A 16361-nucleotide genomic window follows, 5' to 3' on the forward strand; every position below is an offset into this window, starting at 1 on the left:
TCATATAACAGACATGATAAACTCCGTTTTCGCTGCAATATATGGTAGTTTTGCAGTGTCGCTATAGAGGTCAGAATGTCAGATACACTGTTGTTCCACAAAACTTTCCTTCACCCATCCAGCAAAGACTGGGTTGTTTTTGTCCATGGTGCCGGAGGCAGTTCGTCTATCTGGTTTAAGCAAATCAAAGCTTACAAAGCACATTTCAATATACTGCTCCTAGATCTTCGAGGTCACGGCAAGTCGAACTCTATGTTCAAGGACATGATTGCCAACCCCTATACATTCAAGGCAGTGACGACTGATATTATTCGGGTCCTCAATCACCTAAAGATCCAATCAGCGCACTTTGTCGGGATATCGCTTGGCACAATCATTATACGAAACCTGGCAGAACTGGCGCCGGAGCGGGTGAAGACTATGGTACTCGGCGGGGCCGTGACTCGCTTGGATGCACGATCTCAGGTCTTGGTCAAACTTGGCAATCTGTGCAAGCACATTATTCCCTACATGTGGTTATATGAGCTATTCGCCTATATAGTCATGCCGCAAAAAGCCCAAAAAGAATCACGCTTATTGTTTGTCAATGAAGCCAAGAAACTCTGCCAGCAAGAATTTAAACGCTGGTTCAAACTGGCGGCAGATGTCAATCCGATCATGAAGTACTTCAAGGAGAAGGAATTATCAATCCCGACCCTGTATCTCATGGGGGAAAACGACTACATGTTCATCAAGCCGGTCAAAGAAATGGTAAAAAAGCACGAGCATAGCTACCTGACTGAATTCGATAACTGCGGCCACGTGTGTAATGTCGAGCGTCCCGATGAATTCAACCATCACTCTATTGCATTTATTCAGAGACATCAGACTGAGCTACCAACACTGAACACTTAGTTAATTTCCATGGCATAAAATACAAATAAACCTCATCCCAATTTTTGTGATGAGGTTTATTTTTGTTATCTGCGATCAAGCAAAATAGGCTGAGAGCACACAGCAATGCTAAACGAGAGCGGCGTCCAAGAATTCAACAAGGTGCTTTGTAACAAACTCTGGTTGCTCAAGATTACTGATATGACCCGCAGCCGGAATAATGACATATTGGCTACCGTCGATGGCGTCATGCATCAACTGAGCTTCAAGCGGCGGGCGCGGTGAATCTTCCGCACCTACCATAATGAGTGTCGGTAACGTCAGCTTTTCCACCTCTTCAAACGTATCACGACGGCCAAATACCATACGGCCGATACGGGTGATATCCAAGGCATGCTGCCCGTTCAATCCAGCTAGGTGGCTTCGGAATTGAGCAACAAGCTCAGGGTTATCCTCTGCTGCATTTCGGGCAAAGAACATCGGCGTGATCATGTCAATCATAGGTGCCGGAACAAGCTTAAGATCCGCAATGGTATCTAGCATTGCGAAATACTTCGCGTGCGTAACTTCAGGTTCATAACCGATAAAGGTGTCCATCAGAACCAGAGACTGAACACGAGCAGGCGCCTTCAATACCAACTCTGCTCCCCACATACCACCAACAGACAGGCCAATGATTGAGAAATTATCGATATTCAAGTGGTCCAGCAAAGCCAGGATATCATTGGCATAGTCGCGTAGCGTACGCGTTTTCTCCGGAGCCGACTCGGACTGACCGTGACTCCATAAATCCGGAACAATACAACGATAGTGCTGGCTCAGGGCTTCAACCTGCGGTGCCCACATAGCACTATCCCACAAGTAGCTGTGGCCAAAAACGAGTACCGGCCCTTCGCCCTTATCAAGAAAGTGCATGGTCTTATTATCAATAGTGAATGTACCCATTAATCCGGTTCCTTTTCCCAAATAGTATTCGCGCAAGATAATACCAAGTAAATGAACTAACTACACGACCTGCAGATACAAATACGCCCGGTATGTACCGGGCGTAGCAACTAACTCTGTAACTCAGCACTTATACCCTATGCAGCAGGTTCTCTGCAGTATTTGGCAATCACACGCTTCAGGCCTTGCTGGTACAACACCCAAGCAGCGATCCCTGCGGCAACATTACCAATCAAAGCGCCGACAAACAGGCCTTCCAACCCAGCGATCTGTGCACCTAGCCAAATCGCAGGCAGAAAACAAACAAATAAGCGCAAGCCTGAAATCAATAGAGCCCTCATAGGCAGCGCTAAAGCATTGCAGATTGAAACCATCAGCATGCACACACCAAGCGGCCCCAAACTTACCGGTACCCAGAATAGGTGAATGGATAGAATTTCGCTTACCGACACCTCGCTGGTCAGCAAGTTACTGAGTACCGGCTTGCCAATAAACAACGCAACCGCAATCACAAACTGCCAAATCAGTACAAATTTTACTGCAAGCTTTATCAAGGCCTTTATTTTACAGATTTCACCGGCCCCGAGCATCCTGCCGACCATCGGTGGCATTGACATGGTTAGGGCCAGCACCACCACTATAGAGAAGAACTCCAAACGGGAACCCAGAGCCCATGCGGCAACTGTCGCCGCCCCAAACCCGGCCACAAGCTTAGTTGCTAACATTGATGACAGTGGCGGCAATAGCTGGCTTAGCATCGCCGGTGCCATAATATTCACCAGCTCCTTGATTGATGCCAAGATATCTAGCCCCTGCCAATCCAAACTCATCCAGTGACGTTTAAGCACAAGTGGATAAACAACCAGCAGACCGACACCAAAGGCAGCAATCGTTGCCCATGCCGCTCCAACAAGCCCCATATCAAGGGTAAAGATGAATATAGGATCCAGGACCATATTCAGCACACTGGTTACCATCATCATGATCCCCGGCAGCATAGTATTACCATTTGCACGACATAAACTGTAGGCAAAATACAGCATCGCCCCCGTCCAAGAACTTGCAAGCCAAACAGGCCAGTAGGCATCTATCACGGGATAGACATCTAACGGGGCGCTTAGCAACATCAGGATAGGGCCGCGCAGAAACCAAATTAGGACACAGATAAGAAAGACACTGACGGCCCCTGTAAGTACTACCAGGCCACCGAGCTGCTTGGCACGCAATGTCTCGTCAGCGCCTAGTACTCTTGATATCAATGAGGTCGTGGCAATACCCAGTCCCACCTGCAAGCCAATGATGACCATTTGCATAGGTAACGTAAAGCCCTGAGCGGCAAGTGGCAACACCCCCAGTTGACCAATAAACGCACTATCAACTAGCTGAAAGCTCATCAACGACAATACGCCAAATAACATCGGCCAAGTCATGTTAAACAGTTGGCGGCCTAAGTCGGGATAATCAGATTGGGATTTAGTTGAACTATGAGAACTCATGTCACACTTCGGTATTGGTAATCAAGCCGTATAGTGTACGTTCTTTGAAAGCAGAGCTAAAGAAAAGAAAAAGTTACAGGAAGAAAACACTGCGATTACAGAAAACAACCGTGTTAGCGCAATTGAATACTTAAGGCAGCGCCAAAGCACAGCGCAACACGGTTATTTCAAAAGATGTACCGTTACAGCGTAACTAGCTTAACGAGATCGGCTGGACGGTAGTAAACTGACTTTAGTACTTTGCCCTGGCGGATAATTTTACCTTCCAGATCAACATCTTTTGCGCATTTCGCAATGATGAACTCGCCTTTTTGGCTACCGACAATCTCTACACCCTGCTTGGCGTAATGAGATTCTGTGTCACGAAACTCTTGCTCGTTACGGCACACTTTACTCATATTGCTGGAGTGTACTTCGTTCCAGCAAGTGACAAAGTCAATGTTCAGGCGCTCTGCAACCTGAAGTAACAGGTCAATGATATAGCTAATACCGATATTGGCTTCAACCTGCTTGTCACCAAGATGAACCAAACGTCCCATAAGCACGTAGACAGAATCAACAATCGCATCAGCCTGCTCAACCAAGGAGTCTGCTTCAGCCAGCTCAGTCAACTCCTCGACAGCCAATGACGTATGCAGGGTGTCCATTTGCTCATTTAATGTCGATGGGGTTTCAATATCCAGGTCAAACGTTGTACGGAATTCACGGATATCTCGATAGAGATGATCAAATAATGTTTGATCCAGAACGGCAAGCTTCATTAAACAGTACCTTTTTTAATTACAACTAGAGTAAAGACGACAATAAAAAATCAGTGCCGGCAGCACAACGCTACCGGCACTGATCTTAATAACTACAATACGTGATTAAAATGCTTTTGGTGCAAAGCCGGTAACTTCCTTGATACCCATTTCACGGCCAAGCGCTGTCATCGGGTGTACCACAACCAGACCTTTGACAGACTTCTTCAGTTTACCCATATCTGCCTGTTCTGCTTTAGTCAGCACACGATTAAACGCCAGGGATTTTACATCTGCACCCTTCTTGCCCATTTGGCGCTTCTGCTGTGATTTTACTTTATTAATTTTTTTGGTTAGCGTCTCGATCTCTTGAGTTGCCTGGCCAGCAATAGCCTTGTCACCACGCTCTTGTGCTCCAGCTAGTTTACGACGTAACTTGTCTAAACGGTTATTCATTTGCTGAAGCTCTTGCTTTAAATTCATGCTGTTACCTTAAAATACACTACCACAACTTGATATTTGCCCAATGCGGCCCATCGGCTGATAAGTTGTCCGACCGCATAGTATATACAGTATGTACCCTCTTTTCATCGCTTGTTGCGAATAACTTCAATATTCACTACTAGATAGCATCACTAGCCGGACTAATTATATCCTTATCCAAACCCAGCAAGACATACCTCACAGGAATACATCGGACAAATTCAGAACAATTTACATACAACATTCAAAAACAAACAACAAAATTAACAGAATTCTTGTATTTAGATGTTTTCATTAAATCTAATAAGTGATCTATATCACAGACAGTTGTAGCACACTATCTGTACACTCGCTCCACTCAATTGGCTGAGGTTTATTATGTGCGACTACTGCAAAGTAGGCACAAACGTTTATCGTGTTAAAAGAAATTTTCTGGAAAAAACAATCACTCACAGACAGTACCAGAAGTTTAAATGTGCCGAATGTAATAATCATTTCTTTGTAAAAATTGGTTCTAGGGCTATCGCTCGATAGTACAAGCAACACTAAAAGAAAGGTTACCAACTCTGGTGACCTTTCTTTGTTTATCTAATTACTTTTACCTCACTTCGATATACCCCATTAACCCTGTCTTCAGCTCGTAATTCGGTATATGCTCGCAGTTAACAGCCCCCACTCACCTGAACCCACAAGAAAATGAAAAACACTCTCATTATCAATCAATAAACCATTTCAAATGAGTTACTTAAAATAGTCCCAAATATTAAGCAAATTTCTTCTACATACAGGAAAAGTGCGTCCAACTCGACTAACTTTATAGTGTTATCAATATGAATTAGGCCGTATATAGACGTTATTCATAGAAAGGTGCACAAGTGAACACTTTCCAGAAGCTGCTTTTTCCCATTGTTGTTGTGTTCATGGTGATACTTGGCTTTCTCTACTCGTATATTCCCCATATTATTGCGGCCAACACGGTTCGTCAGGCTGTCGCCTCCTCAGAACACACCGTCACACAATTTAAAATTTTACGTGACGTATACTCGAAAACGGTTTTATCCGAGATCTTGGCCCACACCACACTAAGCGTCGGAACCGATGTTCAACATGACAATGGCGTAATCCCACTGCCTGCTACTCTGGTTCAGGAAGTCAGTCGAAGGCTCCACGATAAAGGAACGCAAATCAGGCTCTACAGCCCTTATCCTTTTCCAAACCGTAAAGACCGGCAGTTAGATGAATTCGGCTTGGCAGCCTGGCAGGCTCTCTCCAAAGATCCGGCAAGTACCTTTTTCAAAGAATATAATTCCGATGGACGGTCATATATTCGTGTAGCAGTTAGTGATGTACTCAGCAACCAAACATGTGTGAACTGCCATAACCAGATTGCCGATCCAAGCGGCAATCAATGGCGAGTTGGCGATTTACGAGGGATATTAGAAGTACAAACAGATATTACGCAGCCTATACAAAATGGTATTGTGATCAGCCGCTATATTACTTTTGCCCTTCTGGTTGGCCTGCTGTCGATTACCCTCACACTATTGATTACCTACCGAGTGACGGTTCAAAAACGCCTCTCAGCCTGTATAACCGCCATGGATAAAATTGCCAACAGTGACGGTATTTGCCGGGATAAATTGCCGGAAAGCGGAAGTGATGATATCAGCCACCTGAGCCAGACATTCAATAAGATGTCATCCAGGCTCAACGCTTCGTTGCAATCATTAAAACAAGAACGCACGCTGCTTGATAACAAAGTAAAAACACGCACCAGAGAGCTTGAGGTCGCCACACAGCAAGCTAACAATGCAAACAGAGCCAAGTCACAATTCCTTGCTGTTATGAGCCACGAATTACGGACGCCTCTCAACGGTATGTTAGGCATGGCGCAAATCATGACCACTTCACAACCAGAGCATCAACCGGAGCAACAAAGGCAGCTCAATATCTTGCTGGAATCAGGCCAACATTTGCTTTCACTACTTAACGATATTCTCGATTTTTCGAAAATTGAACAAAACAAGCTAGAGCTTGAAATCCATAGTTTTAAACTTGCCGATCTCATCGAACCCATAGAAGCAACCTATAAACCGATATGCCATGAAAAGAACCTGACATTCAACCTGGACACAACACTTCCGCCTACGACGATACTGCGCAGTGACAAGTCCAGAATTCGACAGGTGATTTACAATATCTTAAGCAACGCCGTAAAGTTCACCGAAAGTGGCGGAATCAACTTATCGATCCAGACCGAAAAATGCGGCTCCTGCTCAGAATCGCTGCTGATTGTGACAATTTCAGACTCTGGCATCGGTATCAGAAAAGAGCGTTTGAAGCGTATTTTTGAGCCCTTCACACAGGCCGAATCCAGCACCACACGTTGCTACGGCGGTACTGGCCTCGGACTGGCCATCGTCAAACAGCTAACCGGGTTAATGAGCGGAAGCGCCAAAGTTGAAAGTACTCTTGGCAAAGGAACCACATTCACTGTAAGTATGCGCGTTGACATCATAGATTCAATGGGTGATAAATGTGCCGACACAATGACAACTTGCGTAGAATCATCAGAGCCCCTGCCAGAAAAACTCAAGGTCTTAATTGTTGAAGATAATAAAATCAATGCGTTAGTTGCCCAGTCCTTCTGCCAACGCATAGGTTACCGCGTAACGATAGTGAAAGATGGCTCACAGGCAATCGATACGCTCCGGCAAGAGCGCTTCGACCTCATTCTGATGGATAACCATATGCCAACCATGGATGGATTATCCGCAACCAGGATCATTCGCCAGCAACTAAAACTAGATACCATCATCTTTGCCTGTACTGCAGACGTCCTTAAGAAGAACCAGAATGAGTTTCTGGAGGCTGGCGCCGACGCCATTCTTTCCAAACCTATCCTTGACGTGAAATTTAGAGAGGCACTCTGTCAGTTTTCCCCCCGGCTCAATCAGCAACTTAATCAGCAGACGGGGTCTCGTCCCCAAGACAGTGAGCTCATCAGTTACAGGGACCTCATTGAGCAATGTGATGGTAACGAGCATAAAGTCCTTCAATTGCTTCAGCACTTTATTCAATCAATGAGCTGTGAATACGAGTCGTTGCCTATCTATTATCACTCTGATAGCTATCAGCAACTTGCTATGAGTGCCGACAACATCAGACAAATTGCAACGGATTACAAACTTGCATCACTCAAGGCAATGGCAACCTATATCGTTGCTGTTGCCAATACCGGTAACCCGCCAAAACTTGAGGTTATTCGTGATCTCAGCCGTTTAATGAAGAAGAACATCGAGCAAGCCAGCTATTTTTTGCACAAACCTGAAGGAAAATCTGGTGTTTCAACAGCCTATAACGGGCTTCAGCAAAGTAATTGAACAGACCTCAGGCAAAAAACGGACATTTATCAACCAATCACGTAAAATTAGTCCCCACAGATAAGCATTATTCATCTATAATCGGCGACCGTATTTTTGGTCAGGCTCAGCCGTCTGCTTTAGGAACAACGAATGTCATTTGCATCACAAAGCTTTTCTCCGGAAATTGTACGCGCACTTACCGAGTGCGGTTACGAGAAATTAACGCCGATTCAGCAACAAGCGATTCCACACGCTCGTCGCGGGCATGATATTCTTGCCAATGCACAAACCGGCACCGGCAAAACAGCAGCCTTCTCCCTGCCTATTATCCAGCAGATCTGTGATAAGCCTAAGCAGCGTAGCCGTTTTAATGTGCGTGCACTGATTCTTGCACCGACCCGCGAACTTGCAGCGCAAATTGCCAAAAATATTGAAGACTACACCAAATATGTCTCGATCAATGTCGCGGCTATCTACGGCGGTACCAAGATGGCCTCCCAAGAAAAGAAACTTGAGCAAGGACTCGATATTCTTGTTGCCACACCGGGTCGACTGCTTGAGCACATGGAGCTGAACAACGTTTCACTCGCTAACCTTGAGTTTCTTGTCTTCGACGAAGCTGACCGTATGCTGGATATGGGCTTTATTTCTGATATCCGCCTGATCATGAACGATATCCGTACCCAGCCTCAGACCATGCTGTTTTCGGCAACTTTCTCTAGCCAGATGAACAAGCTGTCCAATGAAATCCTGCGTAAGCCAAAGCGTATTTCAGTGAGTCCAGAGAACGCAACGGCCGAAACAGTTGCCCATGTTGTTTACCCGGTAGACGATGACCGCAAACGCGAGCTGCTTTCAGAGCTTATCGGTAAGAAGAACTGGCAGCAGGTGCTGGTTTTCGTCAACTACAAAGAAACAGCCAACGAGTTGGTTAAAGAACTAAAGCTGGACGGCATCAAGGCTGTACTCTGCCATGGTGACAAGGCGCAAAGTGCCCGACGCCGTGCGCTGGAAGAGTTTAAGGAAGGAAAAGCCCGTGTGATGGTAGCAACCGAGGTTGCAGCCCGAGGCTTGGACATTCAGGGACTGCCGCACGTCGTGAACTACGATATGCCTTTCCTGGCCGAAGACTACGTACACCGCATTGGTCGTACCGGCCGTGCTGGCCAACAAGGCCATGCCGTATCTTTTGTTAGCCGAGAAGAAGAGCTGACTCTGGTTCAGGTTGAAAAACTAATCAGACAACGAATTCGCCGTATCCAGCTAGCCGGCTATGAGCCAGCCAACCGCGATGCTCTGCTACATAAAATGCAGACTAAATCTGCATTCAAAGACCGTCAAGGCCGTACCAATAACCCTACTGACCAGTCTGATGCCGAGCGACGTGCACGCCTTCGCCGCGCTGTTCTCAATAAATCAAAGATCACTAAGCTTAAAAAATAACGGCTAAAAGTAAGCCCTGAGAATACAAATCTTCAGGGCTTTTTACTTTTGAAAGTCCAGCAATCAGATACTTATGTTGACTGGTGTAAGTACTGCTCCAGCTTTTCCCCCGGTACAGAGCTTTGGGTTCCTACCGCAAATGATGCCCACCTTGCCCCTTCAGCCATAGCATCGACAATCGACTCGCTGTTGACCAATGCATGGATCAACCCTGAAGCAAACGCATCGCCCGCTCCGGTTGTATCGACAACGTCAGTATCCAAAGCAGGAACAAAATGCGTTTCATCTGCTGTGTAGGCCTTAGCTCCATTTTCACCATCAGTGACAACGAAATAGCGCAGAGCCTCTCCGGCAATACTCTGCCCATATTGCCACAAGGGCAACGTTGTTCGGCCTGCCAAATCTGACTCAGATGTGATTAATACGTGACACGGGCGCAAACGCTCATCTTTTGCCAGCTGCGCGATAACCAATGAGTGCTCCAGAGCTTCCTGCGCCCATACCTCACAACCTTCTGCAGACGAATTTATATAAAGCGCATCCCAGTTGGCAAAAAGAGGCGGTGTTCCCAGCACAAATCTAGGTCGTTGCGGGCGGATAATTGTCCGTTCACCATCAGGCGTCATTAGCAACAGTAACTCTGGTGTTACCACGTCATTACGGTGTAGCAAAGCACAATTTAAACCACTCAAGCTCGCTTCGGCCAATAGCCAGTCGGCAGTTTCATCTTTGCCTACCTGGCTAACCAGAGCAACATCGTGGCCAGCCCATACCAGTCCCAAGCCGGTATTGGCCCCGCCACCACCCAAGCGACGACCGGCATCTAAATAGTGGTGGCGTCCACCCGTTACCAACGGCTTATCCAACTGCAGCACACGATCACAATTTAGATTTGCAATCAGCATTATATTTGCCAAAAAACTCTCTCCCAAACCCACTTAATCACAAGTCTGACTATCATTATTCTATTAGTTATATACTCACTTTACGTATTAGTAAGCATTTTCTTGAATCCAAAAAAAAAGCGTGAAGCCATTAGTTACTAACGGCTTCACGCTTTTAATGATACTTCAATTAACTGTAATCAGCGTAAGGGTTTGTTTGCGGCAGCACAATTTCCTTATCAAACTCAGACAACTTCAAACTATCTTGTGTCATTGATACCGATGACTCGTCCATTACTCGCTCACCAAACTGGTAACGAATCTTTTCTGTACCGGAACAAGCCGCCTGATCATTGCTATCTGCTGTCTGTTTTACATACATATTCTTATCGTGATAAGCAAGCATGGCTTTATCACCGTACTTGTTGCCAAGCATTGCCAGTGTTTGTGCCGGCGACAAGACTAAGCCCGTTGCATTGTTACCACCAAAGCCTTTGGCATTCAGAATCACAGCCTTGTAGTCTTCACCATGTTCACCGGCATATGCATGCTTGGCCAAAATATTGAGATTCGATGTATGCACATCATCAGCAATATGGTCGATAGTTTGGATCCCTGGGATCCAGCCATACTGCCACACACCCAAGGAAGCTATGAGCTGATCGCCTGCCGCAGCACTCATGGAATGACCGACATAAGACTTAATCGCGGTAACAGGCCAATTATCGATAGCAAATGTCTTAGCCACTTCATTAAGAATATGGCTTTCAGTCACACGGTTTTGCGGCGTACCCGTCCCGTGCGCCTGAACATATGTCTTTTTAACGCCTTCTTCACCTAGAATGGCCTTTGCCAGCGCAGTCGCCTTCGCCACAGTGACATAGTTACCGACACCCGGTGCTGAAATCGATTTTTTATTGGCATCGGCATTAATGAACACATCAGCCACAGAGCCATAAATAGTTGCCCCCAACTTCAGTGCCAACTCATCATCCATCAGAACAACAAACTGTGCCGATTCAGCCATAGTAAAACCGGCATTGGAAGAGAACGGACGACACGCACGGCGGTTGTCAGCCTCGTCACTATCATCCAGCGCTTTCAGCTGATCATCTTCAGCCAGAGCACCCATGACACGGAAGCCTTCCATCACTTCAGCAACAACTGGTGCTTCGGCATTTCCGACTATCACAACTTTCGATTTGCCGTGCTGAATGTCATACATACCCTGGCGAAGATTGTATAGGAAGGTGGCACAAGCCCCCATATTAGTACCAGTAGTACCGGCACTGTTGATTACATAACTATTAATAAAATCTGCAGGCATTTCAGCAAATGATAGAGCCATCATTTTAGAGCTAACCCTACCACCAGTAAGTGGGGCAGCAAGCATCCCTGCCAAAGAGTGTTCATCAATTTGTGATAATCCACTACCAGCATAAACAGATACTTCATCAGGCTCGATATGAGACAGTACCTCTTCCCAGTCAATGCCCAATGAATTTAAGGCATCTGAAGCACCATAAACGGTAAGCTTTAGACCGCGAGGGTGAAAGCGTGAATTATAGAGCTTGCCAGGGTCAAACCCCGCAGGAATGTTACCACCGCTAGTAACCGGGAATGAAACGCGGTCCTCGATCAAAGCACCCAATTCACCAGTAACGGTTATTTTTACTTTACTCCCCTGCTCTTCAACCTCCCAGTTCTCCGGGATTATATTCGGCAGCTTCGACTTACGCAGGGTGAATGAAATTTGCTCGCTTTCACTGGTTAACGACGCTTTATACTGATATAGCAAATTATCGGGATCAAAAGAGTCGATACGGCGTACCAAGGTGCCTGCCTTAATGGCATCAATAATTTCAGAATCCAACATTTCACTGTCCGACAGGCCCATTCGGAAGGCGAGATCCTGCCAGGTTGTTTTCATCTCATCATCGGATAATACATCAGCAATCATGCGCTTATAGCTATGAAAACCGGAGCTACGCCCGGCCGCATTCATTCCGCCAAAACCGACAATTAGAGGTAACTTTGTCATCCTAAACCTACATCAATATATTCAGTTGGCCATAGGGTACCAATTTACACTGTTCATTCACCCCACATTCATGCCAAAATTACCAACAATCAGGCCAACACATACAAAATAGGCATGTAATCATGAGAGTAGGATTTGTTTTATACCCTCGCGCACTTATTACCGGCATCTCTCTGGCCGCCGAAATGCTAAGCAGCGCTGCCAGCTTGCGTACCCGTCAGCTTCAACGTAAGAACCCCTTCCAAATCAAAGTAGTTGCTCCAACCAACTCCCCACCCAAATTACCAGCTGGTCTAACACTGCAACCAGATACAACCTTTGATGATTTGAATGAATTTGACCTTGTTATTTTGCCGCCTATGTGGGGAAACCCACTGGTTTCTGTGCGCCAGCATCCCGAGATCATTCCCTGGCTCAAACGCCAATACCAGCAAGGAGCCAAACTTGTCGCAACCGGTACAGGCGTAGTCTGGCTTGCCGAAACAGGCTTGCTAACGAATCAGGTGGCAACCACTCATTGGTATTACTACGAGCAATTTTCGGCCCGCTACCCAGCTATCGCATTAAACCGACAGGCATCAATTACTGAGGCCAATGGGCTATTTTGTACCGGCAGTATCAACTCGCAATCTGAGATGATCCTCTACCTGATAGCAGAAAACTTCGGCCAGAAAATCGCAGGGACCATAGAGACGCATTTTGGCCATGAAATATCAAAATCCACCCAGCAGCCCTTTTATCAAATTGGTGGCCAGCTTCAGTTTGATGAATCAATAGCACTTGCGCAGGATTGGATGAAACACCAGCTGTCCAATAGCATCACCGCGCAAGATGTTGCCGATCATTGTGCCTTGCCGCTTAGGAGCTTCAATCGAAAATTCAAAGACCAGGTGGGAGAATCACCGCACCAGTACCTGCAAAAAATACGAATGGAAGCCGCCCAGCAACTTCTGCGGGACTTTGGCATGTCAGTACAAGATGTCGCCGAACAAGTCGGCTATAAAGACGCCTACCACTTCTCGACCCGCTTTCACCGCCAATTTAGCATTACCCCGAGCCAATACCGCCGAATGGTCAAAGCGAAAATTTACAACCCGTAAAGATTCGCTTTTTTGCGATTTGTTTTTTAAATGAGACACATACAACAGGGACTCCATTACTAAGCTTTGCCTGAGCATTCTTAAATAGGGGTTGAGTGGTATGTGTTGTTTCATTTTCATGCGTTGGTTCAAAAAGACGTTTCTCTTCCTCTATGTAGTATCTTTCCCCACCCAGGCTGAATTACTTCCAACCAGCACAACCCAGCTGAATGAAAAAAGCTGTCGTCTGGATCTGTATCATCTAACTAAAAATGAAAACAAAAAATTTGAAAGCAGCCTCCAGCTCGCAATGATCACGGACAACATCCACAGGCAACGCTACGTCGCAATAAAAGCGGACATCAATCACCCAAAAGGCTTTGAAAATATTAGCTATTACCGTATGGGACAACCTGTAGAGATCTTCACCGCGAACTGGCGAAAGAAACGAGATGAATACAGTGTTACACGGTTGGTTATGTTAGGTGGAACCAGCGACAGACAAGCTTTCGATGTCTTTACTAAGCTGGTAAAACAAGACAAGGGACACCTTGAACTTAGAGCTTCTAACAAGCGTTACCATTTCACCGCCAAGAATAAAGATCTGAATGATTTTCTTGGCTGTCTTAATCAACATTACCGAAACTGACAACAAAGACTTAACACCATTTTTTTGACGCTGCTGATGCAACAGAGTTGCAACCGTTAAGCATGTTGTTGCAATAAAAGATATTGGTTAAATCGCGTTTTTTCTTTATTCGTCATTCAATTACAGGAAGGCCTACTCAATCACCGTCTAATAACTGCTCAACCCGTACCAACACGGCTTAGCAAGCGAACTACTGGTAAGTATTACCGTTCACATCTTAAGCAAGATATCAATCCTCTTTTTAAGCTTAAAATACTTAATATCGTAAAAATTCCACATTATAAAAGTCCAACAACAGTCAAATTTGTGACAAAATACCGCAAGAAATGGCATACCGAGAACATCAGGGCAATCATCCCTGCAACATGCTCAATAACAAGCGAGCACCATTTTTTTGATGAATGGATAACACATAAGATGCAGTACATAAGTACCAGAAACCGAGAGGAACGGTAGTTTGAACCTTTCTATTAAAAACAAACTTTCACTTACATTTGCAGGAATAATTCTTCTTATCGCCGCTGTGCAAACATGGCTCACCAGCGAACGACTAACTGAAGAAGCTAATCGTTCAACCCAACAATTAGCCAATTCACTCACTCAATCAAATATCAGTACGATCAGCCAGTGGCTTGAGAGTAAAACGAAAATTGTCCAGGCCTCGGTTGACAGCTTTAATCAGCATGCCGAACCGACAGACGCTTTGGCGCAGGCAATTGCCTCAGGTGATTTTGATTTGGTCTACGCTGGTACTCGGCAAGGAGATATGATCACCGGAATACCTGTCGACTTTCCGGCTGGTTACGATCCTCGCCAAAGACCTTGGTATAAAGATGCAACTGCTGCAAACGGACTCGTCGTTACCACTCCCTACAACGACGCTTCCTCAGGCAAACTGGTTATTACCATTGCTCAACCGTTCGATGCCCAGTTGAATAGCGGTATTATTGCCGGTGACGTATCAATTGACGCTCTGGTTAAAGACATTCTGGCCATTAATCAAAATGGTGTATTCGCAACTCTGTTTAGTGGTGATGGAACGATTATCGCCCACCCGAACCAGTCTCTGACCCTTAAGCCAACCTCAGAGATGAACCCTGCATTTAATACCAGCCTTATCAATAAAGTAGCTTCGCAAAGTGACCTTGTCACGCTGAATGTGTCGGGTGTCGACAGCTTAGTGAGTATTCAGCAAGTTCCTGGTACGGACTGGTACTTCTCGCTAGTACTCGATAAATCGGTTGCTTTCGCTCATGTCAGCGAAGCACTTATCGATGCCATCATCAGCGCTATTATCCAGTTGGTATTAGTATTAGGTGTAGCGACGGCTCTTATTTCACGTGCAATGAAGCCGCTCGATACCCTTTCTGAAGCCATGGCTGATCTCTCTCATGGCAATGGCGATCTGACTCGTCGCCTTAACTTCGATCAAGATGACGAAATCGGACGTCTTGGCAAACATGTCAACGCATTTATTGAAAAGCTGCACGTTTCAATTACTGGTATCTCTGGCTCATCAGAACACCTTTCGCAGCAAGCCAAAGACAGCCACGAACTGGCGCTTCAAACCAACGAAGCGTTAAACCTGCAGCAAAACGAGATTTCTCAGATTGCAACGGCGATCCATGAAATGTCAGCGACGGCACAAGAAGTCGCCAGCCACGCCGAACAAACTGCCGGGGCTGCTGTTGCCTCTCAAGATAACTGTAATGAAGGCAAGAAGGTGATCAGCCGAAACCAGCAGTCGATCACTCACCTCGCCGATCATGTCGAAGATGCTGCAAGCATCATCAAGGAGCTTGAGAACAACGCTCAGGGCATCAACGCGATTCTGTCCACTATTCAGGATATCGCCGAGCAGACAAACTTACTTGCCCTCAATGCAGCCATCGAAGCAGCCCGTGCCGGCGAACAAGGCCGTGGCTTTGCTGTCGTTGCTGATGAGGTTCGCGTCCTGTCTCAGCGCACCCATAGCTCAACCGAAGAAATCCGTGGCATGATTGAAACACTGCAACGCAACACTCACAGCGCGGTTGAAACCATGCAACAGAGCCAGTCTCTGGCCACTAGCAGTGTTGACGATGCCAAGAATGCAACCAACGCTCTAGAGCGCATTACCGAATCTATTCAGCATATTTCTGATATGGCGACCCAGATTTCAAGTGCCGCCGAAGAGCAACGTGCCGTAACCGATGAAATCAGCCGTAATACTCAGGCTGTCAATGATGTTTCAGACCAGCTTTCTTCCGAAGCACAAGATGCGCAGAAGATGTCTGAAGAACTTAACGATATTGCACAGCACCTTAACTCTGAAGTCAGCAAGTTTAGGATCTAAGAGAAGCTGTCCCCCTTAGAAACCGGGC

12 protein-coding genes are annotated in these 16361 nt (G+C 46.0%); 6 read left to right on the plus strand and 6 right to left on the minus strand.

Features of this window, described 5'->3' with window-relative positions:
- Positions 1–75 precede the first annotated feature (75 nt).
- A complete protein-coding gene (locus L4D19_RS18930; protein WP_428453769.1) occupies positions 76–894 on the plus strand; it encodes an alpha/beta fold hydrolase in 819 nt (272 codons plus the stop codon).
- Between the two features lie 108 nt (positions 895–1002).
- Here the strand turns inward: L4D19_RS18930 and L4D19_RS18935 are convergent, their stop codons facing one another.
- The 4 genes from L4D19_RS18935 to L4D19_RS18950 all read right to left on the minus strand — a co-directional run bounded on the left by L4D19_RS18935 (position 1003) and on the right by L4D19_RS18950 (position 4537).
- Positions 1003–1818, minus strand: a complete 816-nt coding sequence (locus tag L4D19_RS18935) for an alpha/beta fold hydrolase (RefSeq protein WP_428453770.1) — start codon at positions 1816–1818, stop codon at positions 1003–1005.
- Between the two features lie 137 nt (positions 1819–1955).
- Positions 1956–3314, minus strand: coding sequence for an MATE family efflux transporter (locus L4D19_RS18940; RefSeq protein WP_428453771.1), 1359 nt, complete (start codon positions 3312–3314; stop codon positions 1956–1958).
- Between the two features lie 182 nt (positions 3315–3496).
- On the minus strand, positions 3497–4075 hold the full coding sequence (locus tag L4D19_RS18945) for a nucleoside triphosphate pyrophosphohydrolase family protein (protein WP_160649064.1): 579 nt from the start codon (positions 4073–4075) through the stop codon (positions 3497–3499).
- Positions 4076–4180: 105 nt separating this feature from the next.
- Complete coding sequence (locus L4D19_RS18950; protein ID WP_075767391.1) at positions 4181–4537, minus strand: YibL family ribosome-associated protein; 357 nt, start codon at positions 4535–4537, stop codon at positions 4181–4183.
- 875 nt (positions 4538–5412) lie between these two features.
- Between L4D19_RS18950 and L4D19_RS18955 the strand changes: the two genes are divergently transcribed.
- Positions 5413–7920 (plus strand): ATP-binding protein, encoded by a 2508-nt coding sequence (locus L4D19_RS18955; protein ID WP_428453772.1) that lies wholly within the window; start codon positions 5413–5415, stop codon positions 7918–7920.
- Between the two features lie 132 nt (positions 7921–8052).
- Positions 8053–9345: a DEAD/DEAH box helicase gene (locus L4D19_RS18960; RefSeq protein ID WP_160649060.1), complete on the plus strand. Its 1293-nt coding sequence runs from the start codon at positions 8053–8055 to the stop codon at positions 9343–9345.
- 71 nt (positions 9346–9416) lie between these two features.
- On the opposite strand, the gene L4D19_RS18965 is transcribed toward L4D19_RS18960, so the two are convergent.
- A complete protein-coding gene (locus tag L4D19_RS18965; protein ID WP_428453773.1) occupies positions 9417–10250 on the minus strand; it encodes a PfkB family carbohydrate kinase in 834 nt (277 codons plus the stop codon).
- A gap of 169 nt (positions 10251–10419) precedes the next feature.
- Entirely contained in the window at positions 10420–12270 is a 1851-nt protein-coding gene (locus tag L4D19_RS18970; RefSeq protein WP_428453774.1) for a beta-ketoacyl synthase, read from the minus strand.
- A gap of 122 nt (positions 12271–12392) precedes the next feature.
- Between L4D19_RS18970 and L4D19_RS18975 the strand changes: the two genes are divergently transcribed.
- The 3 genes from L4D19_RS18975 to L4D19_RS18985 all read left to right on the plus strand — a co-directional run bounded on the left by L4D19_RS18975 (position 12393) and on the right by L4D19_RS18985 (position 16333).
- Positions 12393–13370, plus strand: a complete 978-nt coding sequence (locus L4D19_RS18975) for a GlxA family transcriptional regulator (RefSeq protein WP_428453775.1) — start codon at positions 12393–12395, stop codon at positions 13368–13370.
- Between the two features lie 118 nt (positions 13371–13488).
- Positions 13489–13998 carry a hypothetical protein gene (locus L4D19_RS18980; RefSeq protein ID WP_428453776.1) on the plus strand — a complete coding sequence of 170 codons (510 nt, stop codon included), beginning with the start codon at positions 13489–13491 and terminating at the stop codon, positions 13996–13998.
- A 457-nt stretch (positions 13999–14455) separates the two neighbouring features.
- Positions 14456–16333 (plus strand): methyl-accepting chemotaxis protein, encoded by a 1878-nt coding sequence (locus L4D19_RS18985; protein ID WP_428453777.1) that lies wholly within the window; start codon positions 14456–14458, stop codon positions 16331–16333.
- Positions 16334–16361 lie beyond the last annotated feature (28 nt).

Source organism: Photobacterium kasasachensis, from assembly GCF_050336885.1.
Lineage (GTDB): Bacteria > Pseudomonadota > Gammaproteobacteria > Enterobacterales > Vibrionaceae > Photobacterium > Photobacterium kasasachensis.